At 71.1% G+C, this 24,064-nt stretch carries 18 protein-coding genes, 1 other RNA gene and 6 pseudogenes; 12 read left to right on the top strand and 13 right to left on the bottom strand.

Annotated features, from left to right (window positions below; all coding sequences use genetic code 11):
* The 3 genes and pseudogenes from KUTG_RS21165 to KUTG_RS21155 form a co-directional block, all read right to left on the bottom strand.
* Positions 1–1,834 (bottom strand): annotated as a pseudogene (locus KUTG_RS21165) (TIGR02680 family protein); the annotation flags it as partial.
* Positions 1,831–3,072 carry a TIGR02678 family protein gene (locus KUTG_RS21160; protein WP_043718983.1) on the bottom strand — a complete coding sequence of 414 codons (1,242 nt, stop codon included), beginning with the start codon at positions 3,070–3,072 and terminating at the stop codon, positions 1,831–1,833. The pseudogene KUTG_RS21165 and the gene KUTG_RS21160, both read right to left, overlap by 4 nt.
* Complete coding sequence (locus tag KUTG_RS21155; protein WP_232240884.1) at positions 3,069–4,625, bottom strand: DUF2397 domain-containing protein; 1,557 nt, start codon at positions 4,623–4,625, stop codon at positions 3,069–3,071. The genes KUTG_RS21160 and KUTG_RS21155 overlap by 4 nt, the downstream gene beginning before the upstream one ends.
* 116 nt (positions 4,626–4,741) lie before the next feature.
* Between KUTG_RS21155 and KUTG_RS21150 the strand changes: the two are divergent.
* Together KUTG_RS21150 and KUTG_RS63775 are read left to right on the top strand one after the other, a co-directional pair.
* Positions 4,742–5,389: pseudogene (locus tag KUTG_RS21150) on the top strand (cobalamin biosynthesis protein); the annotation flags it as partial.
* A 328-nt stretch (positions 5,390–5,717) separates the two neighbouring features.
* Positions 5,718–5,924: pseudogene (locus KUTG_RS63775) on the top strand (cobalamin biosynthesis protein); the annotation flags it as partial.
* Here the strand turns inward: KUTG_RS63775 and KUTG_RS21145 are convergent.
* From KUTG_RS21145 to KUTG_RS21125, 5 genes and pseudogenes are all read right to left on the bottom strand, one after another.
* The gene (locus KUTG_RS21145) at positions 5,902–6,726 is read right to left on the bottom strand and encodes a DUF3626 domain-containing protein (RefSeq protein ID WP_198047263.1); all 825 of its coding nucleotides are present in this window, start codon (positions 6,724–6,726) and stop codon (positions 5,902–5,904) included. The pseudogene KUTG_RS63775 and the gene KUTG_RS21145 sit on opposite strands and share 23 nt — an antisense overlap.
* A 12-nt stretch (positions 6,727–6,738) precedes the next feature.
* Positions 6,739–7,581 carry an SURF1 family cytochrome oxidase biogenesis protein gene (locus tag KUTG_RS21140; protein ID WP_052395143.1) on the bottom strand — a complete coding sequence of 281 codons (843 nt, stop codon included), beginning with the start codon at positions 7,579–7,581 and terminating at the stop codon, positions 6,739–6,741.
* A gap of 16 nt (positions 7,582–7,597) precedes the next feature.
* A complete protein-coding gene (locus KUTG_RS21135; protein ID WP_043730133.1) occupies positions 7,598–8,149 on the bottom strand; it encodes a DUF1349 domain-containing protein in 552 nt (183 codons plus the stop codon).
* A gap of 10 nt (positions 8,150–8,159) precedes the next feature.
* Positions 8,160–8,948 (bottom strand): annotated as a pseudogene (locus KUTG_RS21130) (fructosamine kinase family protein).
* A gap of 195 nt (positions 8,949–9,143) precedes the next feature.
* Positions 9,144–9,599: a low molecular weight protein-tyrosine-phosphatase gene (locus KUTG_RS21125; protein ID WP_198047262.1), complete on the bottom strand. Its 456-nt coding sequence runs from the start codon at positions 9,597–9,599 to the stop codon at positions 9,144–9,146.
* 22 nt (positions 9,600–9,621) lie between these two features.
* Here KUTG_RS21125 and cobC point away from each other — a divergent pair, with 22 nt between their 5' ends.
* The 4 genes and pseudogenes from cobC to KUTG_RS66380 all read left to right on the top strand — a co-directional run bounded on the left by cobC (position 9,622) and on the right by KUTG_RS66380 (position 13,436).
* Positions 9,622–10,668 (top strand): Rv2231c family pyridoxal phosphate-dependent protein CobC, encoded by a 1,047-nt coding sequence (cobC, locus tag KUTG_RS21120; RefSeq protein ID WP_043718980.1) that lies wholly within the window; start codon positions 9,622–9,624, stop codon positions 10,666–10,668.
* A complete protein-coding gene (locus KUTG_RS21115; protein WP_043718979.1) occupies positions 10,665–11,516 on the top strand; it encodes a Nif3-like dinuclear metal center hexameric protein in 852 nt (283 codons plus the stop codon). Before cobC ends, KUTG_RS21115 begins: the two co-directional genes overlap by 4 nt.
* Positions 11,513–12,250, top strand: a complete 738-nt coding sequence (locus KUTG_RS21110) for a zinc ribbon domain-containing protein (protein ID WP_043718977.1) — start codon at positions 11,513–11,515, stop codon at positions 12,248–12,250. The genes KUTG_RS21115 and KUTG_RS21110 overlap by 4 nt, the downstream gene beginning before the upstream one ends.
* 2 nt (positions 12,251–12,252) lie before the next feature.
* A pseudogene (locus KUTG_RS66380) lies at positions 12,253–13,436 on the top strand (bifunctional RNase H/acid phosphatase).
* A gap of 11 nt (positions 13,437–13,447) precedes the next feature.
* Here KUTG_RS66380 and ssuE read toward each other — a convergent pair.
* The 3 genes from ssuE to KUTG_RS66375 form a co-directional block, all read right to left on the bottom strand.
* Positions 13,448–14,002: an NADPH-dependent FMN reductase gene (gene ssuE / locus KUTG_RS21095; RefSeq protein ID WP_043718975.1), complete on the bottom strand. Its 555-nt coding sequence runs from the start codon at positions 14,000–14,002 to the stop codon at positions 13,448–13,450.
* A 63-nt stretch (positions 14,003–14,065) separates the two neighbouring features.
* The gene (gene sfnG, locus KUTG_RS21090; protein WP_043718973.1) at positions 14,066–15,199 is read right to left on the bottom strand and encodes a dimethylsulfone monooxygenase SfnG; all 1,134 of its coding nucleotides are present in this window, start codon (positions 15,197–15,199) and stop codon (positions 14,066–14,068) included.
* A gap of 69 nt (positions 15,200–15,268) precedes the next feature.
* Positions 15,269–15,349 carry a putative leader peptide gene (locus KUTG_RS66375; protein ID WP_363899795.1) on the bottom strand — a complete coding sequence of 27 codons (81 nt, stop codon included), beginning with the start codon at positions 15,347–15,349 and terminating at the stop codon, positions 15,269–15,271.
* A gap of 95 nt (positions 15,350–15,444) precedes the next feature.
* Here KUTG_RS66375 and rnpB point away from each other — a divergent pair.
* An RNA gene (rnpB, locus tag KUTG_RS55195) (RNase P RNA component class A) lies at positions 15,445–15,837 on the top strand.
* 272 nt (positions 15,838–16,109) lie between these two features.
* On the opposite strand, the gene KUTG_RS21085 is transcribed toward rnpB, so the two are convergent.
* Complete coding sequence (locus KUTG_RS21085) at positions 16,110–16,430, bottom strand: ParB family protein (protein ID WP_043718972.1); 321 nt, start codon at positions 16,428–16,430, stop codon at positions 16,110–16,112.
* A 434-nt stretch (positions 16,431–16,864) separates the two neighbouring features.
* Here KUTG_RS21085 and KUTG_RS21080 point away from each other — a divergent pair, with 434 nt between their 5' ends.
* The gene (locus KUTG_RS21080; protein WP_043718970.1) at positions 16,865–17,134 is read left to right on the top strand and encodes a hypothetical protein; all 270 of its coding nucleotides are present in this window, start codon (positions 16,865–16,867) and stop codon (positions 17,132–17,134) included.
* Between the two features lie 32 nt (positions 17,135–17,166).
* On the opposite strand, the gene KUTG_RS66370 is transcribed toward KUTG_RS21080, so the two are convergent.
* Positions 17,167–17,472, bottom strand: a complete 306-nt coding sequence (locus KUTG_RS66370) for a hypothetical protein (RefSeq protein WP_043718969.1) — start codon at positions 17,470–17,472, stop codon at positions 17,167–17,169.
* A 233-nt stretch (positions 17,473–17,705) separates the two neighbouring features.
* Between KUTG_RS66370 and KUTG_RS21070 the strand changes: the two are divergent.
* From KUTG_RS21070 to KUTG_RS21055, 4 genes and pseudogenes are all read left to right on the top strand, one after another.
* Positions 17,706–20,512 (top strand): annotated as a pseudogene (locus tag KUTG_RS21070) (ATP-binding protein); the annotation flags it as partial.
* Positions 20,509–22,434 (top strand): hypothetical protein, encoded by a 1,926-nt coding sequence (locus KUTG_RS21065; protein ID WP_043718967.1) that lies wholly within the window; start codon positions 20,509–20,511, stop codon positions 22,432–22,434. The pseudogene KUTG_RS21070 and the gene KUTG_RS21065, both read left to right, overlap by 4 nt.
* A 3-nt stretch (positions 22,435–22,437) precedes the next feature.
* Positions 22,438–23,043, top strand: coding sequence for a hypothetical protein (locus tag KUTG_RS21060; RefSeq protein ID WP_043718965.1), 606 nt, complete (start codon positions 22,438–22,440; stop codon positions 23,041–23,043).
* Between the two features lies 1 nt (position 23,044).
* Complete coding sequence (locus KUTG_RS21055) at positions 23,045–24,064, top strand: C40 family peptidase (RefSeq protein WP_043718963.1); 1,020 nt, start codon at positions 23,045–23,047, stop codon at positions 24,062–24,064.

Genomic DNA, 24,064 nt, shown 5'->3' with positions numbered 1-24,064 from the left:
ACCGGTGGAACGCCGACGGATCCGACTGCTCGTCCGAGCCGCCGGACCGCAGCGCGACAACCTCGGCCTCGTACTGGGTGATCGTCGCCCGCAGGTCGTCCAGCCGCTGCTCGGTGCCCACGACGCGCTGCCGCAGCTCGTGCGACTTCGGCGCCGCCCACTGCCGCACGCTGTCCCGCGCCGCCCGCGCCGCGCCGCGATCCTCGGTCAACCGCTGCGCAGTCGGCGGCTGCGGCCCATCCTCGGCAGCCCACCGCCGCGCCTGCTCACGCCACACATCCACGGCCGTCGCGAGCTGCTGACCGGCCTCGTTGCGGCGCCCGGCGCCCTCCGTGGCGGTCAGCTGCGCCTGCCGCGCCGCGCGGTGCAGCTCCTCGACGTCACGCAGCTGACGATCCGAGGCCAGCGCCCGCTCGTGCAGCGACAGCGTCAATGCGTTGCGCCGCCGGGCTTCCGTCGCGACCTGCTCGGCCTGCCGGCCGGCGTCGCTCAACGTGTCCAGCAGCGACTGCGGATCGATCGCCGGCAGCAGCCGCCGGTCGATCGTCAGCGGCTCGGCCTCCGGATCCGGCTTGGCCCGCACCCGGTCCTGCGCCACCTGCGCGTCGGTCGGCGGCATCGGCGGCACCTTGGGGCACAGGTCCCCGTCGAGACCGGCGATCATCAGCCGCTCACGGGCGTGCCCGGCCAGCTCGTCGGCACTGTCGATGTCCAGCCCGAGCCGGCGCAGCACCGCCAGCACCGAGTCGACGGCCCGATCCTCCTGCGCACGCTGCCGGCCGGCGGTGTCCAGCGCCGCCTCGGCCGCCGACCGCGACCGGGCCACCAGCTGCTCGCGATCCTGGAGATCCCGCATCCCGCGGTACGCCGGCAGCTCCTTCAACGCCTCGATCCGCGCGTCGAGCTGGCTGTCCCGCGCCTCCTGCTCGGCGACCGCCTGCTCGGCGGTGACCCGGCCGTCCCGCGCCGAGCCGAGCTTGCGCTCCAACGACTCCAGCTCGGAACCGAGCGACAGCAGGCTCTTGCGGCTGGAGACCACCTTGTCGCCGAAGCCGCGCAGGCCGGCCAGGGCGTAGCCGGAGTAGGTGCCGAGAAACGCCGTCAGCGCCGAGTCGGCCGTGGTCAGGCGGGTGATGTTCTCCCGGATCGACTCCAGGTCGTCGAACGAGGTGGCCAGGCCCTCGACCATGGCCGAGTCCAGCGGCGGCAGCGCGTCCGAGAGGATCTGCTCCAGCTGGCCTTCCAGCACCTTCAGGCCGACGTCCGGGTTGCGCAGCGTCCGTTGCAGGTGCAGCAGGTCGGAGTAGCGGGCCGCCGGCACGCCGTACACCGACTCGGCCACCTTGGCCCGGAACGCCGCGTCCTCGAACATGCAGTCCGCGCCGATCAGGTCCCGCAGCTGCGCCGGCCCGATCGGCACCCGGTCGGGCCCGGCCAGCCGCAGGTCCTTGCCCACCCGCGCCGACGTGACGAACCGCCATGAGTCGGTGATCTGCTGCGAGGTCTTGGACGCCTTCACGCCCAGGCCGCAGGTCAGGTACTCGTCCTCACCGCGCCGCAGCTCGATCCACGCGTAGCCGATCCGGTTCGGGCCGCCGTCGTAGTCGTCCAGCATGAGCCGCCGGATGCTGACCGTGTCGAAGCCCTTCGAGCCCAGCTGCCGCAGGTCCCCGTCCAGGCACAGCGGCAGCAGCAGCTCCAGCGTGCGCGACTTGCCGGAGCCGTTGGTGCCCTGGAAGATCGCCCGCCCGCCGGAGAAGTCGAAGACCTGCTCGGCGTACTGCCACACGTTGACGATGCCACCGCGGTGCAGCGTCCAACGCTGTGTGCTCACTGCTCACCTTCTCCATCGAACAAGGACCAGCCGGGCTCTTCGGGTTCGGCCGGCGGTGGCGGCGGGGCGCTGCGGGCCGGCGTGTCGTCCGGCTGCGGCGCCCAGCGGTGCGCGGTCGGCGCGACGAGCCAGCCGTCGACCGGGTCGTCCACGGCCAGTCCCATACGCACCAACAGGTCCAGCACGTCGTTGGTGAGCCGGTCGAGGTCGTCGGTGGCCTGCCGCGACCATGCTGCCGGATAGTCCTCGACGAGCTGCGCGCAGATCACGCGGACCTGGCCGTACGTCACGGGATGCCGCCCGTCCGGGCGAGGCTCGGGCGGCTCGACGTCGTCGGCGAACAGCTCCGGATCCGGGTCGGCGATCAGCTCCGGCAGCGCGAGCAGCGCGATCCGGGCGACCGTGCCCGACCCGGGGAACAGAACGTCGGTGAGGTAGTCCTCGGGGTCGGTGACCGCGACGCCCTCCAGCCGCGTCTCGGTGACCAGCCCGAAGTTGCGCTCCAGCAGGCTCGATTCGCGACGTTGGTTGCGCCGCAGCCACTCCATCTGTTCGGGCGGCAGATCGGTCTGGAGCACCACCGGATTCTCGACGAGCTTGCGGCGCACGGCATGCTCGGCGCCGCGGGGGCCGGGCCGGGCGGCCAGCTCGATGAGGTGGTCGGGGCTGGTCGCCTCCAGCAGCGGGCCGGACAGCAGCTGGCCGAGCAGATCGGTGTCGATGGTGATCAGCGCCTCGGCCGGGCCCTCGGTGCCCCACGGTGCGACGGTGCCCTCGGTCTCCGTGATCACGCCCAACGCCAGCAGATGCCGCAGCGCCGCCGTCAGCGCGCGGCGGTCCGGGAGGTCGTCCGTGATGGCGACACCGGCCTCGACCGCTGCCGCCCGCACGTCCGTGACCAGCCGGGACAGCAGCACCTGTCGGCCGACGCCGGTCAGCGCGGCGATCGTCAACGCGAAGTAGGTGTAGCCACGCGGGGACAGCGTCGCCTCTCCCCGGGTCGGGTCCACGCCCGGCCCCGGCTTGTACAGGCGGGCGAAGCGCCGCTCCACCACGAGCCGGTACGCCAGCAGGCCGGCGAACAGGTCCTGCAAGGTCGTGCGATGCCGGTAGACCAGCGGTAGCAGATCGCCATCTGGTCCGTCGGCACGCAACAAAGGCCGCCTTAGCAGCACTCGTGCGCAGCGGACCACGTTGGCCGCGTCGATGTCGGAGAGGCCGTCGAGCACGTCTTTCATGCGCCGGCCTCCAGCGCGACCGAGGCGTTGTGCAGGGTCAGCGTTCCGCCCGCGGTCTTGATGGTCGTCGTCCGGCCTTCCTCGGGAGTGACGGTGAGCTTCAGTCCGCGCACCGGGTCGGCCGCCGCGCCGACGTCCTCGGCCCGCTCGCGCTGGGCCATCGCCATCGTCAACAGCTCGCACAGCACGTCGAGGGCGCCATGAGACAGCCGGCTCTCCTCGATCGTCGGCGCCGCCTCGACCAGCTCGGTCACCGCCTCCGAGCGCTTCTTGTCCACGGCGCGGGCGTCGGCCAGCAGCGCCTGCTCGGTGATCGGATCGTCGACGATCCGCGACGTCCGACCCCGGGCGCCGCGGTCACCCCGGCTGCGGACACTGACCGTCACATCGAGCACCGGCCCGTCGCGCCATGGAGTGTGTTCGTCGTCACCGTCGTGCTCCGGAGAAGGCAGCAGGTTCCGGGCCGAATAGAGCCCGAACGCGGCGGCGTAGAGCGAGTGCGCCTGGTCCGCGGTCGCCCCGTCGAACCAGCCGGCCAGCTTCAGCAACTCGGCCCGGCGACCCGGCAGCAGCCCGCCGCCCGAGGTCGCCCGCTTCACGCTCGCCAGCAGCGAGCCGATCGCGCGGCCGGTCGCCTCGCGTAGCGCCGTCACCTGGCTGGGTCGACCCGGACGGTCGACGAACCAGTCGGTCAGGTCCTGCCAGTCGGCGATGGTCCGGCCGCGCGAGCGCTCGATGGCCAGGTCTTCGGAACCCAGGGCGTTGGCTGGGCCCAGCAGGCGCAGCAGCTCGCCGCGGCCCCGCGCCAGCTGCCCGAGCGACTCCGCGATGGCCGGCGTGTGCCGCAGCACGTCCTCCACGACCATCTGGATGTACTCGACCAGCAGGTTGCGGAACCCGGAGATCTCGTCCGGGGCCAGGTGGTGCCGCGTGACGATCTGGCCCAGGTAGGCGTAGAAGTCGCGGACCGTCACCGCGAGCTCGGCGTGCTGGAGGAACAGCGTCGTGACCTGCTCGGCCAGCGCCTCCCGGGCCCTTTTCGCGCCCGGCCCGCCCTCGGTGAACACCGCGTCCGACAACGACTTGCCCAGCGCGCCCAGGCCGCGCTCGATGGCCGGCAGCAGCTCCCGGGACACCTCCCGGGCGCCTTCCGGCACCCGCAGCAGCTCGTCCACGTCCCGCTGGACCCGCACCGCCAGCTTGCTGACCTGGTAGCGCACGCTGCCGTGCTGGAACTCGGCGATGCTGGCCGCGATCACCTCGCGCCGGCCCGGCACCAGGTTGCCCCACTCCACCAGCTGCTTGAGCCGCGCGATGACCGTCTCGATCCGGGACTCGCCCGGGTCGATCAGCCCCTCCCGCTCGGCCGCCGCCAGCTTGGCCGCCACCTCGCCGGCCGACAGGTCGGCCAGCAGCGTCGAGGCGAACAGGCGCATCGTCGTCAGATAGGTGCGGTGGTGCTCGCGGGGCTGGAGGTACGCGTACAGCAGCAGCCGGCGATCGGTCGACTCCGCGCCCACGAGGGTGTCCTGGACGTGCTGCTCCTGCTCCACGGTCGGCCACATTAACCGGCCCGCGCCCGGCCGCTGAGCCACCTGTCGCCGAAAGGGTGATGAGCGGGCGATAACGTCTTCGACCTGACGAGGCGGGAAACACGGGGGTCTGCGGAGTGAACGCTGCCAGGGCGGTCGGCCTGCTGTTCGGAACGGCGGCCGACGCGGTGTTCGGCGACCCGAGGCGATGGCACCCCGTCGCCGCCTTCGGGACCACCGCCGCCGCGCTGGAACGGGCCGTGTACCGCGACCACAAGATCCCCGGCGTTGTGCACAGTGCCCTGCTCACCGGGGGTGCGGTCGCCGCTGGCATCGCCGTCGAGCGGCTCGGCCGGCGTCGGCCGCTAGTGCAGGTCGCCACCACCGCGCTCGCCACCTGGGTCGTGCTCGGCGGCGCCTCCCTGGCCACCGAGGGCACCGCCATGGGCCGTGAGCTCGACGCCAGCGACATCGCCGCCGCCCGTGAGCGGCTGCCAAACCTTTGCGGACGCGAACCCTCCAGCCTGGACGCCGCCGGGCTGGCCCGGGCCACCGTCGAGTCCGTGGCCGAGAACACCTCCGACGCCGTCGTCGCCCCCCTGTTCTGGGGCGCCGTGGCCGGCGTGCCCGGCCTGCTCGGCTATCGCGCCGCCAACACCCTCGACGCCATGGTCGGGCACCGCTCCGCCCGCTACGCCAAGTTCGGCTGGGCCGCCGCCCGCCTCGACGACGTGGCCAACCTCGTCCCCTCCCGCCTCGCCGCCGTGCTCACCGCCGCCGGCGCCCACCAGACGTACTAGTTTTTGTTATGCCAACATTAGTAACTAGAATTAATTCTCTCCATTAGTATTCCAAGTTGATGAAGTCGCTGCCTCTTGTGCGCGCATGTTTGAAGTCCTTGTACTGTAAACGCAGGATGATGTATAACTTTATCCGGGTCTATGAGTTATAGTGTCCACGTCTCGGGATGCATATAGTGCACGCCTTGATGGGAGCGTTGGAAGGTGAGAGGATCGGTTCACTACGGTAGCTCAACACGTTGCCACGAGCCTTCGCCTCAAATATGGACTGCGTTTGAGGCACCTGTAGACAAACGATGTAGGGCGATGGCTAGCTTTCGCCGGCGCCCTCGAGATCCGCCTCGGCGGCCGCACCGTCTACTCCCACGGCACCGAGGAACGCCCCGTCCTCGGCCACGGCCGCAGCCCCGACGCCGGCCACGTCACCCGAGCGGTGGAACTTTCCCGCGTCGTCGGCGCCGCCTCCGCCGCCGTCTCCGCCGTCCTGGCCCTCACCATCAGCCTCCGCCGCCGTCGCTGAACCTGGCCACGTAATGCCAGACCCGTTTGAGCGCCTGTTCGTCGTAACGGCCCGTCCGTGACGCGTCGCCGATGATTCCCGGATCGAGCCGGCCGTCACGGGCCAGCGACAGGCCGAGGCGCACGAACTCGTCACCGCGATAGTCGGGGTGCCGGCGCAGTTCGTCGGTGGTCAGGCTGAACCCGTCGTGCCATTCGATCGGACAGCCCAACCCGTTGGCGGCGGTCTCCGTTCTTGTGCCGCGGTAGCAGGGATCAAGCACCAGAGCTTCGACGTCACGCCCGAGGTCGACCACACCATGCACGTGGGCTTCGATGTAGTCGTCGAGTAGGTCCTTGTCGTCCGCCTCAGCCATCCCGATCAGCGTCGACAATCTCTCCGCCACCCCGAAATCCCGCGGCTCGAACACGCTGTCCGGATAGCAGAACGTCGTTCGGGCCAGCGTATGACCGGCCAACCGCAGATACGCCGACCCGAACCGCGGTGACCCGCCGACGATGCGTCGACGGAAGTTGAGCGACCCGTACTTCGGCCGTTCCTCGGCCGGCGCTTGGTCATAGACCCCCGCGAAGATCCGGCTCTCCCACCGCCACCGATCACCACCCGGATGCGCCGTCAGCCCCCCGTTGCTGGTCCCCGTCTCGAACTGCGACCGGTACACGCCGTCATCGGCCATCCGCTCCAGGATCGGCGTCCCGGCCACCAGTCGATCGGGGTGAAAGTGCAGCGTCACCCGCAACTCCCGATCCCCCGGCTCACCCGTCGCCAGCGACGCCACGTGGGCGATGGCTTGCTCGTGCATGTGCCGCAGCATCTAGCGCTGGGAGGCGGCGGCCTGTTCGCGTTCGAGGGCCTCGTCCTCGGCGAGGATCTCGGCGACGGACTTGCGCTTGGGCTTGGCGGGCTTGTCGGTGTTGTCGAGGGCGCCGCCGGGGCGGGCCTCGCGCCAGGTGAAGTAGCCCCAGCCGAACAGGGCCATGGAGCCGAAGATGAGCCACTGGATGGCGTACGAGAAGTAGGGGCCGTCGTCGAGCTGGGGCAGGGGGATGGCGCCGCCGGCGACGACGCCGGGCTGGTTCTGGTCGAGCTGGTAGTAGCCGGGGTCGAGGTGGACGCCGGTGGCGGTGGCGACGGTGGCGGCGTTGATGGAGTAGATCTGCCGCTTGCCGGTGTCGAGGAAGCTGGGGCGCTTGTCGGCGGGCTCGTCGTCCTGGGCACGGGCGGTGATGGTGACCTGGCCGGTGGGCGGCGCGAGATAGGTCGGCACGGAGCGGCCGGCCTGGGGCGCCTCGTGGCCCCGGTCGACGAGGACGGTGCGGCCGTCGGTCAACCGGAACGGGGTGACGATCTCGAAGGCGGGCTCGCCCTGCACGGTCCGCAGCCGGGCCATGGTCTCGCCGGCCGGCTCGTAGCGGCCGGTCATGGTGACCAGCCGCCACACGGCCTGCCCGGACGGCTCGACGCCGGCCGGGACGAGCGAGTCCAGCGGCACGGGCTTGCTGGTGAAAGAGGAGGTCAGGGCGGAGTTCTGGGCCTGCTGATCGGCGTTGCGGCTGAACTGCCACGGGGCCAGCACCGCGTAGCACGCGGCGGTGAACACGAACACCACCAGCGTGAGCAGGAGCCAGTTGGGCTGGAGCAGGAACCGGAACCGCACGACCCCACGGTATGCCTCACCCGGTGGTGAGCTCCAACCGGTCGAAGGCGACGGTGTAGCCGGGGCCGTCCGGGGAGGCGCACATCACGCCGGCCAGGGTGGCCACGGCCGGCGGGTAGTAGGCCAGGCGCAGCATGATGGTGGGCTCGTCGTCGCCGACGCCGTAGCGCACGGTCACGGTGTCGCCGGTCCGCTCGATCTCGATGGAGACCTGGTCGACGGCCTCGATCGGGGTGACGGACCAGTCGGACAGGCCACGGGTGACGACGACGCTGGCGTTCTGCCGGCCGTCGACGTACTCGATGCCGGTCTTGACCCAGTTCTCCTCGTCGATGCGCACCATGGCGCCGGCCTGGTCGTACTGGTGCGTGTAGGCCCCGGCGAACCGGGTCCGCAGCCGGAAGTCGCCGCTCACCTCGCGGGCCAGCACGTGCCCGTTGTCGCGGACGAATCCGTAGTGCGTGGTGCGCCAGAAGTCGGTGCTCGGGTCGGTGCGCACGGTCAGCGCGTCGCCCGCCGACCACGAGCTGGGTTCGTTCAGCCACTGCCATCCGGTCACGTCGATCATGCGGCGATCCTCACAGCTGAAGGGCCTGCCGCGCAGCACTCACGGCCTGATGTGTGTACGAATGGCCGAACAGCTCGACGTGCACCAGCAGCGGGAAGAGCTGGTGCAGCGGGATTCGCCGCTGCCAGCCGGCGGCCAACGGCCTCACCGACGGGTAGCCGCGAAGCACCTGGTCCAGGTGCGGACACCCGAACAGGTGGAGCATCGTTTTGTCGGTTTTTGCGGTGTCCGCCGTGGGCCGCCGGATCGATCAGCCACATTTCTTTTCGTCGGCCGCCCAGTGCATTTTGCCGCGCCAGTTTTCCCCGTGCAGCCTTGTTTCTGGCGGCTCCTCCGGTCCGGCCAGCTCCTCGATGCGGGCACAGACCTGCTCAAAAATGCCCTTGTCGGCGGTGCTCAGAGCAGTGGCCCGCGACAGGTACGGCGCGATCCGGTGCTCCGCGTACCAGCGGGGCCAGCTGGCCTCCGACGCGTAATCCATTGCCGCCAGACCGATCCAGCCCGACGGCGGGGCCCCCGGCGGAGCCTCCCCGAAAGCGTTTGCCCCCGAGGCGTGCAGCGCGGCCAGCTGACGTCCGAACCGCTCCGCCGCTGCGGGGGAAGCGGGGCCGGGCTCGATCTGCTCGATCACCAGCCAGCGGGAGTCGTGCCCGCGCACGCCAGGCACCGGCACCGAGCCCGACTCGGCCAGCCATTCCAGGCCGGCCGCCTCGGCCGCGGCCCCCTCGGTGCGCTTGGCGACGACCAGATCTCCGTCGGCCAGCTCGACCTCCCACACCGACGACGACAACCCGTGCACGGAGACCGGCTCAAGGCCGGTGATCTCCGCCACGGCGTCCGTCGCAGGCCCACCTCGCTGGCGCTCGGCGGGTCTGCGACCCAGGTCCCTGTGCTGAATGGTGCCCTCGCAAGCTCGGTCACAGACCAGCCTCGCTGGCGCTCGGTGGGTCTGCGACCCAGGTCCCTGTGCTGAATGGTGCCCTCGCAAGCTCGATCACAGATTGTCGCGAACCCATGTCATCAATCCGGGCGTCGCGGCCTCGACCATGGCCAGCACCTCCTCGAAGCCGTCCTGCTCGCCGTAGTACGGGTCCGGCACGTCGAGGTCCTCGCCGGCGTCCGGGTCGAACGAGCGCAGCAGCCGCACCCGCTCCGGGTCGTCGGCGACGCGCCGCACCGTCCGCGCGTGCCCGCTGTCCAGCGCGACCAGCAGATCCGCGCCGAGATGCCGGTTGTCGACCTGGGCGGCGACGTGGTCGGTCGGGTACCCGTGCCGCGCCAGCGTCCGTCGCGCACGCTCGTCGGCCGGCTCGCCGACGTGCCACGGGCCGGTGCCGGCGCTGTTCACCTCGACGACGTCGGCCAGCCCCTCCCGCCGCAGGTGCTCGCGGAAGACCAGCTCGGCCATGGGGGACCGGCAGATGTTGCCGGTGCAGATGAAGCTGACCATCACCCCCTTAGACTTCCACGCGATGACCAGCCAAACGATCTCGCGTGCCCTCCTGCGCCACCACGGGGACGTCGACGCCGAGCCTGGTCTGGTCGACTACGCCGTCAACGTGCGGCTGGCCCGCCCGCCGGGCTGGCTGCGCGACCGGCTCGCCGCCGCGCTCGACCGGATCGGCAGCTACCCGTCCGCCGCCGATCACGCCGCGGCCGTGCGGGCGGTCGCCGACCGTCACGGACAACCACACGATCGGGTACTCCTGCTGAACGGCTCGGCCGAGGGCTTCGCCCTGCTGCCGCAGCTGCGCCCGAAGCTGGCGGCCGTCGTGCATCCGTCGTTCACGGAACCCGAGGTGGCGCTGACCGAGGCCGGCGTCCCCGTGCACCGCGTCCAGCTGTCGCCCGAGGACGGCTACCGGCTGCACCCGGGGGACGTGCCGGAGAACGCCGACCTGGTTGTCGTCGGCAACCCGACCAACCCGACCTCGGTGCTGCACCCCGCCGCCGACCTGGTGGCGCTGGCCAGGCCCGGCCGCACGGTCGTCGTCGACGAGGCGTTCATCGACGCCGTTCCCGGCGAGCGCGAATCGCTGTCCGGCAGCGACGCCGACGGCCTGCTGGTGTTCCGGAGCCTGACCAAGATGTGGGCGCTCCCCGGCCTGCGCGCCGGCTACGTGATCGGCGCGCCGGATTTGCTCGCGCGGCTGGCCGCGCACCGGCCGCAGTGGCCGGTCGGCACGCTCGCGCTCGAAGCCTTCCGCGCGTGCAGCGAACCGCCCGCCCTGGCCGAGGCCGAGCGGGCCGCTGCCGAGTTCGAGACGAATCGAGCCGAGCTGATCCGCGCGCTGAACGACCTGCCAGGTGTGCACGTCAACGAACCGGCATCGGCCCCGTTCCTGTTGCTGACCGTCAAAGACGGGCTGTCCATAAGGACCACCCTCCGCGAACGCGGCCTCGCCGTACGGCGTTGCGACACCTTCCCCGGGCTCGACGCCGACCACCTCCGGATCGCCGTCCGCACGCCCGAACAGTCCGAGCCCCTCCTGACCGCCTTGCGTGAGGTACTGGCATGACCGCGACCGTTGGTGACGTCGTCGCCGCGCTGGAACGCGCCTATCCGCCGGAGTTCGCCGAGTCCTGGGACGCGGTCGGCCTCGTCTGCGGCGATCCGGCGGAACCGGTGCGGCGCGTGCTGTTCTGCGTCGACGTCGTCGAGGCGACGGTCAATCAGGCGCTGGACGAAGACGCGCAGATGATCGTCGCCCACCACCCGCTGATGCTGCGTGGCGTGCACGGCGTCCCGGCCGACACCCCCAAGGGCCGCATCGTGCACCGGCTCATCCGGGCCGGCGTCGCGCTGTTCTGCGCCCACACCAACGCCGACTCCGCCGATCCCGGCGTCTCCGACGCGTTCGCCGCGGCCCTCGGCCTGACCGTCGAGCGGCCCCTCGACCCGCGCGAACCCGGCAGCAGCACCGGCATCGGCCGCATCGGAATACTGCCCGCCGCCGAGCCGTTCTCCCTGTTCGTGCAGCGCGTCGCCGACGCGTTGCCGGCCACCGAATGGGGCGTGCGCGCAGCCGGCGACCCGGACCGGATGATCCGCACGGTCGCCGTTTCCGGTGGCGCCGGCGATTCCTACCTCGGGCACGCCACCCGGGCCGGCGTCGACGCCTACGTCACCGCCGACCTGCGCCACCACCCGGCCGGCGAGCACCTCGAACCCGGCGCCGACCAGCCCGCGCTGGTCGACGTCGCCCACTGGGCCAGCGAATGGCCCTGGTGCCAGCAGGCCGCGGACGTCGTGTCCGCCGCCCTGCCGGGTACCGTCGACACCTTCGTCTCCACCCGCCGGACGGACCCCTGGACTCTGCACGCGCGGAGCAGCGACCGGCACGATCCTCAAGGGGGCACCCAGTGAAAGCTGACGCCAATGTCCAGCGCAGGCTGCTCGATCTCGCCGAGGTCGACGCCGAGCTGAGCCGGGTGAACCACCGCAGGCGCACGCTGCCCGAGCTGGCCGAGATCACCGGGGCCGAGCAGTCCGTGCAGGCCAAGCGGGACGCGCTGGTGGCCGTCGAGACCTCGCTGGGCGACCTGGACCGCGAGGTGCGCCGCCAGGAGCTCGAGATCGAGCAGGTCCGGGCCCGCGAGGACCGGGACCGCAAGCTGATGGCCGACGGCAACGTCAGCTCCAAGCAGCTGTCCGACCTGGAGCACGAGCTGGCCACGCTCCAGCGGCGTCAGGGCGTGCTGGAGGACGACCTGCTGGAGCTGATGGAGCGCCGCGAGGCGGTCGACGGCGACACCAACCACTCCCGCGTCGAGCTGGAGAAGGCCCAGGCCGCGCTGTCCGACGCGCAGGGCCGCCGGGACACCGCGCTGGCCGACCTGGACAGCACGGAGTCCAAGCGGGTCGCCGAGCGCGAGATCATGGTCAAGGGCTTCGCGGCCGACCTGCTCGGCCTGTACGAGCGGGTGCGCAAGCAGCGCGGCATCGGCGCGGGCCTGCTGCGGGGCCGCCGCTGCGGCGCGTGCCGGATCGAGATCGACCGCACCACCATGTCGACGATCAAGGCGGCCGCCGCCGACGACGTCGTGACCTGCGACGAGTGCGGGGCCATCCTCGTGCGGACCGCGGAGTCCGGCCTGTGAAGGTGATCGTCGAGGCCGACGGCGGGTCCCGGGGCAACCCCGGCCCCGCCGGCTACGGCGCCGTCGTGTTCGACGCCGACACCGGCGACGTGCTGGCCGAGCGCAGCGAGGGCCTGGGCGCCACCACCAACAACGTCGCCGAGTACCGGGGCCTGATCGCCGGGCTGACCGCGGCCGGCGAGCTCGGGGCCGACACCGTGGCCGTGCGCATGGACTCCAAGCTGGTCATCGAGCAGATGGCCGGCCGCTGGCAGGTCAAGCACCCGTCCATGCAGCCGCTCAACGCCGAGGCCAAGCAGCTCGTCGCCGGCTTCGCCGAACGAGGGGCTACTTAGAGCTGGATCTGAAAGATTCTAGCATCAAGCAATGGGAAACGCCACGGTGTCAGATGGTTCCCCACGCTCGTGAGCCTGGGAAATCTGACCTATTGGAGTGGCAGGGGCCCCCGAACCAACCACCGTGCACGTACAAGCACGCCGACCGGCTGGCCAACGAGGCGATGGACGAGCAGGCCGGCATCTCGAGGCCGGCGGTCAAGCCCACGGCGCCGGCGGCCTGGACCGGCGCGCAGGGCACGCCGACCCGGTTCCTGCTGCTTCGGCACGGCCAGACGCCGCTGACCGTCGAGCGCCGCTACTCCGGCCGCGGTGAGATCTCCCTCAGCGAGCTCGGCAAGCAGCAGGCCGCCGCCGCGGCCGAGCGGCTGGCCAAGGTCTCGGACATCGCGGCCGTCGTCGCGTCGCCGCTGACCAGGACCGTGCAGACCGGCCGGGCCGTCGCCGACGCGGTCGGCGTCGAGCTGACCACCCATGACGGCCTGATCGAGACCGACTTCGGCGCCTGGGAGGGCCTGACCTTCCGCGAGGCCGCCGAGCGCGATCCGGAGCTGCACGGCCGGTGGCTGGGCGACACCTCGGTCGCGCCGCCCGGCGGCGAGAGCTTCGACGCCGTGCACCGCCGGGTGCGCCGCGGCCGTGACGACCTGATCGCCAAGTACGGCGGTGGCACGATCGTCGTGGTCAGCCATGTGACGCCGATCAAGAGCCTGCTGCGGATGGCGCTGGACGCCGGACCGTCCCTGCTCTACCGGCTGCACCTGGACACGGCCTCGCTGTCGATCGCCGAGTTCTATCCCGACGGCAACGCCTCGGTCCGCCTGTTCAACGACACCTCTCACCTGGGCTAGGGGCACCTGGGCTAGGAGGCGGCGGCCAGCCGTTCCCGGGTCGCGCTCAGCGCCTCGTCGAAGCCTGCGAGCGCGCCGTCGACGGCCGCCCGCGCGTCCGGGGCGATCGCGCCGCCGTCGTCGCCGGGCTGGATCAGCCGGTCGAGCACGAAACAGCCCGGCACCAGCCGGTCCGCGCCCATGGCCGTGAGCATCGGCCGCAGTGCGTAGTCGATCGCCACGAGGTGGCCCTGTGTGCCGCCGGTGGCCAGCGGCAGCACCACCTTGCGGGCCAGCGCGTTGTCCGCCAGCAGGTCGAGGAACGCCTTGACCAGGCCGCTGTAGGCCGCGCGGTAGACCGGGCTGGCCACGATCACGCCGTCGGCCCGGTGCACCTGGCTCACCGCCGCCCGGATCGCCGGGTGCTCGGTGTTGGACGTCAGCAGCGCCGAGGTCGGCAGCTCGCGCACGTGCAGCGTCTGCACCTCGTGCCCGTGCGAGGCCAGCCAACCGCCGGTGTGCGCGAGCAGCACCGCGGTTCGGGAGTCCGGCGACGGGCTGCCGGAGAGCAAGAGCACTGTCGACATGGCGACCTCCTGGGTCGCCTCGGTGCAGCGGCTGCCGCCACTGCACCGAGGCAGGGGAGTGGTTCAGCTCGCGGGCACCGGTTCGGGCGTCGCGGATGACTTGTCCAGGTCCGCCTCCAGCTCGCGGACGATCGGCAGCACCTTGCGGCCGAAGTACTCGACGTCTTCGAGGTAGTGCAGGAAGCCGAGCAGCAGCAGGTCGACGCCGCGGCGCCGGTACTCCACGATCCGCGTCGCCACCTGCTCGGGCGTGCCGATCAGCCGGGTGCGGAAGCCGTCGTTGTACTGGACCAGGTCGTCGAACGAGGAGTCCTGCCACATGCCGGTCCTGTCGCCGGTCGACTGCCCCGCCTGCCGGACGGCCGAGCCGAATCCCTCGACCGCCTCGACATCGGCCTTGGCCACGATTTCCCGCAGCACTTCCTTGGCCTCGGCCTCGGTGTCCCGCGCGATGAGAAAGCCGTTCAGACCGAATCGCACCCGCCGGCCGTGCTGTTCGGCGGTGGCGTTCACGTCGTCGATCTGCTCGGTGACGCCGTCGAAGTCCTTGCCGTTGCTGAAATACCAGTCCGACACCCGGCCGGCCATCGCGCGGGCCGCCGTGGAGTTGCCGCCCTGGAAGATCTCCGGATGCGGCCGGCCCTCGCTCGCCAGCGGTTTCGGCTTCAGATCGAAGTCGTGCAGACGGTAGAAGTCGCCGCGGAACTCCGCGTGCTCGGACGTCCAGATCTCGCGCAGCACGCGGATGAACTCCTCCGAGCGCCGATAACGCTCGTCGTGTTCCAGCCACGGCTCGCCCAGCTTGGTGAACTCGTCCTTGAACCAGCCGCTGACGACGTTCACCGCCGCCCGGCCGTTGGACAGGTGATCGGTCGTGGCCAGCATCTTCGCCAGCACACCCGGCTGCCACAGGCCCGGGTGCACCGCCGCGATGACCTTGAGCCGCTCGGTGGCCAGCAGCAGCGCCAGGCTGAAACTCGTCGACTCGTGCTGGTAGGCCGCGCCGTAGCCGGCGATGTAGCGGACCTGGCTCAGCGCGTACTCGAAACCGTTGTTCTCGGCCAGCACCGCCAGTTTCCGGTTGTAGTCGTAGCCCCAGTCGGTGCGCTGCTCGATTCGGCTGACGACCAGTCCGCCGCTGACGTTCGGCACCCAGTAGGCGAATTTCACCGGCTCGTATCCGACGTGTTCGGACAAGGCTTCTCCAGAAATTTGTGTCGTACACAGAAGAAACCCGCTCGGGATCACGGGGAGAATGAGGACGATCTACCAGGTTCGACAGGCACTCGCCGCGACGCGGACCAAATCCACGTGACGACGGCGGGTGAGTCGGAAAACCGCGACCATGCAGCGAGTAGAGCACGGAGCCCAAACACGGTCAACGCGTCGACCAGCCCATTCCAGACCCTGGGACGGGCCCGTACTAGGCTGGTCGACGCGGACGAGTCGGCAGGGCGGCCGCGTCGGCGGGCCCCGGTCCGCCGCCGAGGAAAGTCCGGACTCCACAGGGCAGGGTGGTTGCTAACGGCAACCCGGGGCGACCCGCGGGACAGTGCCACAGAGAACAGACCGCCCGGACGCCGCGAGGCGGCCGGGTAAGGGTGAAACGGTGGTGTAAGAGACCACCAGCACCCCGGGTGACCGGGGTGGCTAGGTAAACCCCACCCGGAGCAAGGCCAAGAGGGCGCCGCACGCGGCGCCTGCGCAGGCGTTCGAGGGCTGCCCGCCCGATGCCTGCGGGTAGGCCGCTGGAGCCTGCCGGCAACGGCAGGCCAAGATGGATGGCCGCTGCCTGGAAACAGGTACAGGATCCGGCTTACAAGCCGACTCGTTCGTGCTTATTGGCGCCGCCTCCGGCGTCCAGCGCAAAATTCACCCAGATCCGCATCTTATTGGCGCCGCCTCCGGCGTCGCGGGCCCGGCCCCTTTGGGGCCGGTGCCTCGCCCTTGCCGGATTTAGCCCGCCGCGTCGGGTAGGTGGTGGGGCGCGTCGGTGGCGGCGGCCGAAATCCGCCAACCGGGCGAAGCACCGGCGGGGCCAGGCCAACCTTGTCCTCAACCCACGCAACCTACTTCTCGGTAGGGCTACTTACCGGTGTGGAAGCAGTCAGGTGTCCGGCCACTCGCGGGGGCGGCCCGGCGGAAGGCGGAAGACCGGGTCGAACGGTTGGCCCGAGTTGAAGCGCTCCTCCAGCTCGGCCACGCGCTCGGCCACGGCCGGGTTGACGATGTCGGCCAGGCTGCGCACGCCGGCCTCCGGCGTGTGGGTGGCCAGGTGCGCGGCGGCGGCCCGGGCGCGGTCGAGGACCTCCTGGTCGAAGTTCACGGTGCGCTGGACCCGACGGCCCGCGACCCGGCTCCGGCCGGTAGCCTGGTCGGCGTGCAGCGAGACGTCCTCGCCATGGTCTAGCTCGGGTTGCTGGGCCATGCGAACATCCCTGCTTGAGGAGGGGTGAGCCGTCCGTCACCGAAGTCCAGCAGCACACGGGCCCTGTCGCCAGGTCCGTCAGCCGAACAGGTCAGGTCTGTCACGGTGTTACCGTTGTCGACGCACACTGTGTGATGAGCTTTGTCGCAAGCGGGTGAACTGTTCCGGCAAGCGGGAGAATTCCGTGTCACGTGTTCTCCATCCGGCCCTCGCCACCGATGATGGGTGGAGCCAGATTAGACGTAATACGCGGCCGAGGGGAACGTTTTGGATCAACCCAGTGCGCTGACGACCCCTACACTGTGACAAGTCAAGCCGGGACAGCCAAGCAGGCCGGGACATCTACGCCGGGCACCACCACTCGTGCTGTACTCGCCAGCGCCGACCGGGGGCGCCCCCCGGCAGTTAACACTCCACGCACTCCGGAGTAGGACATGACCGCCACCAGCAGCCTCATCACCCTTGTGGCCGACACGCCCCTCAAGACCACCAACGTCCAGAACTGGATCACCGGCAATCTCGTGCCGCTGCTGTTGCTCGCAGTCGCGCTGCTGCTGCTCTGGCTGGGCGGCGGCAAGGGCGACAACGCTGGTGTCATGCGCCGCATCGGTGGCGTCATCGTGGCGCTGGCCATCATCGGTATCGCGATCACGGGAGCGGGCGTCGACATCGGCAAGTGGCTCGCCGGCCTGTTCACCGGGTGAGCGGGCGTGCGGATCCGCACTGACGACGAGGTCTACCGGGTCGACGCCGTCTGGCTCGGCCCGCCCAAGGCGACGTTCCCGTGGCGCGCCCGGTACGTCTCCTGGGGCATCGGCCTCGCCGTGTTCTTCCTCACCCTCACCGTCGAGCGGCGGATCGGGATCGGCTTCGGCTTCTTCAGCGTCGCGTGGGCGCTGGTGATCACCGTGGTCATCACCCGGCTGGTCGGCTCGCGGATCAGCCACGAGCGCCCCCTCGGCGCCGTGATCACCATGTGGGTGCGGGAGCTGACCGCGCCCAGACAGTCCACAACCGGCAGCGGCGGTGCGCTCACCGCCACCCGGATCAAGGTCAGCGACCAACGGCCGCAGGCCAAGCCAGGTCGGCGGCAGCTGCCGCCGGCGGACAACTCACCCGGCCGGCACGCACAGCAACCACGCCGGCAGGCAGCCAGTCGTACCAGGGAGGTTCGCGGTGTTCGGGACGCCGGCGAGACCGTGACAACCGCTCGGTGCAGCACGTGGCGCACATGCGCCGCCGAGCTACCCGGGTCGACAGGGGGCGTACAGCACACGAGGACGGCGGCTCCCCGGCGAGCAGGCGATCCCCCAGCTACACGCCGAGCATCGCGGTCCCGCAGTATCGACGGCCACCTGGTGCGCACCGGGCAGGACGTCTACGCGTGGTACCGGCTCTCGCCGCAGCGCTGGTCGTTCCGGTCCGACTCGCAGCGCCAGGACCTGATCGTGGCCATCGCCGGCCAGTACGCCGAGCTGCAGGGCCGCTGGATGCACCTGCGGGTGACGACCCGGCCCTATCCGATCCGGATGTGGGCCGAGGCGCACGTGCACAACGCGCTCAACCGGCTGCCGGACGCGCCCGGCGGGCTGTCCTTCGACGACTACATGATCGGCGAGCAGCAGCAGCTGATGGGCCGGTCGATGGCGGAGAAGGAGGTCTACCTCGGCGTCCAGGTGCAGGTCCGCAACGTCGTGGACCGCGCCGTCGAGCGGGCCGCTCCGCTGCTGCGCCGCGTCTTCCCCGCGGCCGTGGACGCCGAGCTGGTCGCCCTGGACAGCGAGGTCGAGTACCTGGACCAGGTGATCGGCTCGGCCGGCCTGGAAGGCCGCCCGGTCAGCGCCGACGAGATGTCCTGGCTGATGCACCGCTCGTGCTCGCTCGGGCTGCCCGCGCCGCGCAACATGCCGGCCGTGCCGTCCGACACCTGGGAGCCGGAGGACCTGGCCAGCTTCACCGACGCGGCCGACTTCTACCAGGAGCCGTACTCGCCGACCGTCACCGTGCGTGGCCGCACCGGGTCCAACGCCGGTGTCGGGCGACACGTCTGCGTGCTCACCGTCGGCCCCATGCACGGCCTGCAGATCCCCGAGATCGACGACCCGTGGGTGCAGCGCGCCGACCGCCTGCCGGCGTCGGTGGAGTGGTCGGCCCGCATCTACGTGCGACGGCCCGAGGAGGTCGGCGGCGAGCTCCAGCGCCAGATGAACAAGGTGCGCTCGCAGGTCCGGCACTACACCGACGAGCACGACCTGGAGCCGCCGCAGTCGCTGGTCCGCCAGGCCGGCCGGGTGCTCGAGATCGACGACGAGATGACCTCGGGCTTCACCGCGCTGGGCACCCGGGTCCGCTCGTGGTGGCGGCTGGCCGTGTCCGGCTCCACCCAGCGTGACGCGCTGCGGCTGGCCCAGACCCTGCTGGAGCTGTACAAGCCGAAGGTCGCCATCGAGCACCCCGAGGCCCAGTACGCGATGGCCCGGGAGTTCATCCCCGGCGAGCCGCTGGCCTCGGCCGCCTATCTGCGGCGCGGCTCCGTGGTGTGGGCGGCCTCGGCCGTGCCGACCGCGACCGCCGAGGTCGGCGACCGGCGCGGCATCCTGCTCGGCGAGACCTGCACCGCGACCCGGCGCCCGGTGGCGTGGGACCCGTGGATGGCGCAGGAGGTCCGCGACGGGTCCGGCCTGACCGCGATGGTCGCCGGCCTCGGTGGCGGAAAGTCGTTCCTCGGCGGCGGCATCGTCTACAAGACGCTGCGCTCCGGCGCGTACTGGACGCTGCTCGACCCGTCCGGTCCGCTGGCCGCGCTGTGCGAGCTGCCCGAGCTGAAGCCGTACGCGCGTCCGATCAACCTGCTCAACGCCCAGCCCGGCATCCTCAACCCGTACCGGGTGGTCGCCGAGCCGCTGCTGGAGCACTTCCTCGACGAGGAGGACCCGGAGCGCGCCTGGCGACGGGAGAAGGCGCTGGCCGCCGCCACCCGGCGTCGGCTGGTGCTGGACGTGCTGTCCGGCCTGCTGCCGTACGAGGTGGCCCGCCTGCCGCAGACCCGGATCGTGCTGCTGCGCGCCGTCCGCATGGTCGGCGGCCGTCCCGACGCGCATCCGGGCCTGGTGTTCGAGGCCCTGCGGCGGGACGCCAGCGAGCATCACGAGCACGCCGTCGTCGTCGCGGACTTCCTCGACGAGATGCGCGAGCGGATGTCGCTGCTCATCCCCGAGCACGGCCTCGACCCGTACTCCGAGACCCGCGACGACCGGCTCACCGTGCTCACCATGGCCGGGCTGACCCTGCCCAAGGACGGCGTCGGCCGCGAGCATTGGACCGACGGCGAGGCGCTCGGCGTCGAGATGCTCAACCTGGCGGCGTGGCTGACCCAGCGGTCGGTCTACGAGCGGCCCAAGGACATGCGCAAGGGCGTCTGGATCGACGAGGCGTTCTTCCTGTCCGAGGTGCCGACCGGCCGGGTGCTGATGAACCGGTTCGCCCGTGACTCCCGCAAGTGGAACGTCCGGGTCATGCTGTCCAGCCAGATCCCGGCCGACTTCCTCAAGATCCAGGGCTTCGTCGCCCTGCTCGACTCGGTCTTCGTCGGCCGCCTCGACGACGACGAGGCCCAGGCCGACGCGCTGCGCCTGCTCAAGGTGCCCGTGGGCGCCGGCTACGAGCAGGTCATCGCCAGCCTCGGCCGTCGTCCCGGCTCGCACCGCAACGGCACCGAACGCGACACCGCCCCCCGGCAGTTCGTGTTCGGCGACGGCGCGGGCGGCGTCGAGCGGATCCGGATCGACTTCTCCGGGCCCCACCTCGGCGCGCTGCGCACGGCCATGGACACCACGCCGGACGCCCAGCGCAACGAGCGCGCGAAGCCGCTGGCCGAGCTGCCGGCCGTGCCCTCGCCCGAGGGCCTGGAGAGCGGCATGCCGCCCGAGGACGGCATCGAGAACGGCTACGACGACTACGACGACGAGCTCGCCGCCGAGCTGGAGGTCGGCCTCATCGACGAGGCCGAGGTGCCGCCGGCCCGGCCGGATCGGGAGGCTCTGGTCAAGGTGCCGCCGCACCAAAGGGGCCAGCAGGAATGACGGCCCTGCTGCTGGTCGCCTTCGCCGCCACGCTGGCAGTTCTGGCGTGGCGGCTGCTCCGCCGTGGCCGTCGTGGCCGCGCGGTGGTGGTGGTCGGGGCGCTGCTGGCCATGCAGGCGCTCATCGGCTCGCCGGCGATGGCCGCGCCGACCGACTGCGCCCCCAACCCGGAACGGCCCGACCTGGGCTTCGTCGGCGCGCTGGACCCGTCCAAGCAGCTGGCGTTGCACGGCGATCCCGGCTCGGTGTACTTCGACTACCGCTATGCCGGTCTCACCTGGCACGTCTACAACCCGAACTGCGGCTCGATCACCGCGGTGACGGGCTCGAACTCCGAGATCGACACGTGGTTCGGCAATCAGCTGTTCAACGTGGCCAAGGTGATGGTCGGCGCGACCAACGGCCTGCACTACGTCATCACCGGCAATCTGCTGACCGGCCCGCTGGACGACATCGTGGCCAACGGCACGAAGGCCCTCTACAACGGGGTGTTCGCGCCCTTGTTCGCGCTGGCCGCGCTGGGGCTGGCGATTCTGCTCTTCCGACAGATATGGAAGGGCGATCTGGCGGCCATCGGCAAGCGGACCACCTGGGCGCTGGCCGGCCTGTGGCTGGCGTCCGCGGCCTACCTGACGCCGCTGGTGTACACCGAGGTGCTGGACAAGGTGCTGATCTTCGGCACCTCGGAGATCCAGGCCGGTTTCCTCAGCGAGGTCGGCCTGGGCAGCAGCGCCAACTCGCTGCCGACCATGCTGCACACCAACGTGGTCTACCGGAACTGGCTGCGCGGCGAGTTCGGGGATCCGGACGCCCCGCAGGCCACCCAGTTCGGCCGGGACCTGGTGGGCGCGCAGGCGTTCAGCATCGCCGAGGTGAACGCCGGCAAGGACGCCGACGCGAACAACTCGAACGCCAAGAAGCAGCAGTTCGTGGATATCCGCGGCAAGCTCGGGAATGTCACCGGCTATTTCGACGGCACCGACGGCAGCCGGATCGGCGACGGTTTCCTCGCGCTGTTCCAGGCGCTGGCCTTCTCCCTTTTTCAGCTGCTGGCCAAGGCGGCCATCCTGCTCGCGCAGGTGCTGCTGAGAATGGTGGTGCTGGCCGGTCCGCTCATCGGCCTGGCCTCCATCGTCTTCCCCGACCTGCTGCGCAAGATCGGCCGGGCCGCCGGCGCCGCGCTGCTGAACGTGGTGGTCATCTCCGCGCTGGCCGGCCTGGACACGCTGGTGCTGGTGTGGATCTTCGACCCGGCCCACGGTCTGCCGCTGCTGGCCCAGATCCTGCTGGCCGGCCTGGTCACCTTCGCCTTCTTCATGATCGGCAAGCCCGGTCGCCGGATGATGCAGATGGTGCAGCTGTCCGTCGGCACCATGGGGTCCAACCTGGCCGGCGCGGGCGGAGGCCTGTGGGCCCGCATGCGCGGCCGCCGGACCGACACCTCGGCCCAGGACGCCTTCTGGGAGAACGTCCGTGACGGCGAGCACCTGCCGCCGGAGATCGCCGCCGCCCAGCGCGGGGGCCGCCGGTACCGGCCCGAGGCGTCGAACCCGGTGCTGGCCACGGCGCAGCGCCTCGACGTCAACGGCACGCAGCTCACGGCCGGCAGCACCAGGGCCCTGTCGTCGGGTGGCGGCGGGGCGGCGGCGCTGCCGTCGGGTGGCGGCGGGATCGTCGGCCCGATGGCGTCGCGGACCGTCGACACGCCGCCGGTCGTCGACCGGAGCTGGGAACGGCGCGGCGAGGACGCCGTGATCGTGCCGTCGCAGGTGGTCAGCGGCCAGCGGCCGCAGGCCGAGCCGCGGCGGGCCGAGGTGGAAGTGATCGCCGGGCGACCGGTGCACATGATCTACCGCCCGTCGCGCGGGCTCGAGGTCGCGGAGCCGGACGGGCCGCAGTACGGCCGGGGCGAGAGGGGGTAACCGATGCCGATCCGCACCAACCGTGGCCGGTCCGCGGTGTATCGCAAGTTGTGGGGCTGGCCGCTGCGCTCGCCGCGGCACCTGATCACGTTCGTGATCATCGTTGTCGCGCTGGGCATCGTGGTGGCGACGGTCATCCCGAAGGCCCCGTCGAGCGGCACGGCGCAGCCGGCCGGCGACACGACCACCGACAGCGCCGGCGCCACCGGCTCGTCGTCGGGCCAGTCGGCGACCACGACCACCACGACGGCCCAGACCCGGCTGACCTCGCCGCTGCTGAACCCGACGCCCGCGCCGCCGTCCCCGCAGGCCCTGGACGTGGCGCTGAAGTGGGTGAAGGCGTGGGTCAACCACCCGGCCGGCATCACCGCCCAGCAGTGGCTGGACCAGCTCAAGCCGTACACGACCGACGAGTTCCTGCCCCAGATGGGCTCGGTGGACCCGGCCAACGTGCCGGCCACCAAGGTCACCGGCGCGGCCGTCTCCGTCGACTCGACCACCAGCTCGGTCGTGGCCGACGTGTCCACCGACGGCGGCACCATCCAGGTCACGGTGATCACCACCCCGAGCCAGGGGTGGCGGGTCTCCAAGTACGACAAGGCCGGCTGACATGAAGGTCTGGATCATCGTCGGGGTCGCGGTCGGCCTGGTGGCCGGGCTGTTCCTGGTCACGTTGACGGTGACCTCCGTGGTCACCAACGAGCAGCAGGCGCTGAGCCTGTTCCGCATGGCCACCTGCAACGCCGCGATCGGGCCGTGGGCCGACGCCGTCGGCGACGCGGCGGCCGGCGAGGGGCAGGCCGGCCGGCTGAGCGCGGACCAGCGGGGCATCGCCGCCCAGATCATCTCGATCGGCAAGCAGCGCCAGCTGCCGCCGCTGGCCTGGCAGACCGCCATCCAGGCCGGCATGCAGGAGTCCAGCCTGACCAACGTCACGCACGGCGACGTGGCCGGCCCCGACTCCCGCGGCATCTTCCAGATGCGGTTCACCATGGGCTGGGGCACCGAGGCCCAGCTGCTGGATCCCAGCTACGCCATCAACAAGTTCTACGACGTGCTGACCAAGATCCCCAACTGGCAGCAGATGCGCCCCGGCGACGCCGCGCAGTCCGTCGAGCGCTCGGCCTTCCCCGACGCCTACGACAAGTGGGAGGCGATGGCCGCCGACCTGATCAAGACCGTCGGCGACGTGGCCGACCCGACCGGCTGCGGCCAGCAGGCCAATCTGGCCAGCCTGGTGCTGCCGGCCAACCAGGCCGCGGCCAAGGCCATCGCCTACGCCCAGCAGCAGCTGGGCAAGCCCTACATCTGGGGCGGCAACGGGCCGGTCGGCTACGACTGCTCCGGTCTGATGCAGCAGGCCTATCTCTCGGCCGGGATCCAGCTGCCCCGCGTCGCCGCCGACCAGTACCACGCCGGCTCGATGCTGCCGGTCGACCAGGCCCAGCCCGGCGACCTGGTGTTCCTGGCCACCGACAAGAGCAATCCGGCCACCATCCACCACGTGGCCATGTACCTCGGCGACCACAAGATCATCGAGGCGCAGGACTTCGGCATCCCGATCCACATCCGGCCGTTCAGCTTCACCGAGGCCGAGGTCGTCCCCCAGGCCGTACGGCCCGGCGTGTAG

The organism is Kutzneria sp. 744 (genome assembly GCF_000568255.1).
Taxonomy (GTDB): Bacteria; Actinomycetota; Actinomycetes; order Mycobacteriales; family Pseudonocardiaceae; genus Kutzneria.
The sequence above is the reverse complement of the archived record's forward strand: the minus strand, read 5'-3'. Positions and strand labels throughout refer to the sequence as shown.

Excerpts from the sequence above, each read along its gene's own strand:
- KUTG_RS21065 (WP_043718967.1), top strand. The coding sequence starts at position 20,509 with ATGACGGCCCTGCTGCTGGTCGCCTTCGCCGCCACGCTGGCAGTTCTG.
- KUTG_RS21125 (WP_198047262.1), bottom strand. The coding sequence starts at position 9,599 with ATGGTCAGCTTCATCTGCACCGGCAACATCTGCCGGTCCCCCATGGCC.
- cobC (WP_043718980.1), top strand. The coding sequence starts at position 9,622 with ATGACCAGCCAAACGATCTCGCGTGCCCTCCTGCGCCACCACGGGGAC.
- KUTG_RS21055 (WP_043718963.1), top strand. The coding sequence starts at position 23,045 with ATGAAGGTCTGGATCATCGTCGGGGTCGCGGTCGGCCTGGTGGCCGGG.
- KUTG_RS21135 (WP_043730133.1), bottom strand. The coding sequence starts at position 8,149 with ATGATCGACGTGACCGGATGGCAGTGGCTGAACGAACCCAGCTCGTGG.
- KUTG_RS66375 (WP_363899795.1), bottom strand. The coding sequence starts at position 15,349 with ATGGTCGCGGTTTTCCGACTCACCCGCCGTCGTCACGTGGATTTGGTC.
- ssuE (WP_043718975.1), bottom strand. The coding sequence starts at position 14,002 with ATGTCGACAGTGCTCTTGCTCTCCGGCAGCCCGTCGCCGGACTCCCGA.
- KUTG_RS21115 (WP_043718979.1), top strand. The coding sequence starts at position 10,665 with ATGACCGCGACCGTTGGTGACGTCGTCGCCGCGCTGGAACGCGCCTAT.
- KUTG_RS21085 (WP_043718972.1), bottom strand. The coding sequence starts at position 16,430 with ATGGCCCAGCAACCCGAGCTAGACCATGGCGAGGACGTCTCGCTGCAC.
- KUTG_RS21080 (WP_043718970.1), top strand. The coding sequence starts at position 16,865 with ATGACCGCCACCAGCAGCCTCATCACCCTTGTGGCCGACACGCCCCTC.
- KUTG_RS21160 (WP_043718983.1), bottom strand. The coding sequence starts at position 3,072 with ATGAAAGACGTGCTCGACGGCCTCTCCGACATCGACGCGGCCAACGTG.
- KUTG_RS21145 (WP_198047263.1), bottom strand. The coding sequence starts at position 6,726 with ATGCACGAGCAAGCCATCGCCCACGTGGCGTCGCTGGCGACGGGTGAG.
- KUTG_RS21060 (WP_043718965.1), top strand. The coding sequence starts at position 22,438 with ATGCCGATCCGCACCAACCGTGGCCGGTCCGCGGTGTATCGCAAGTTG.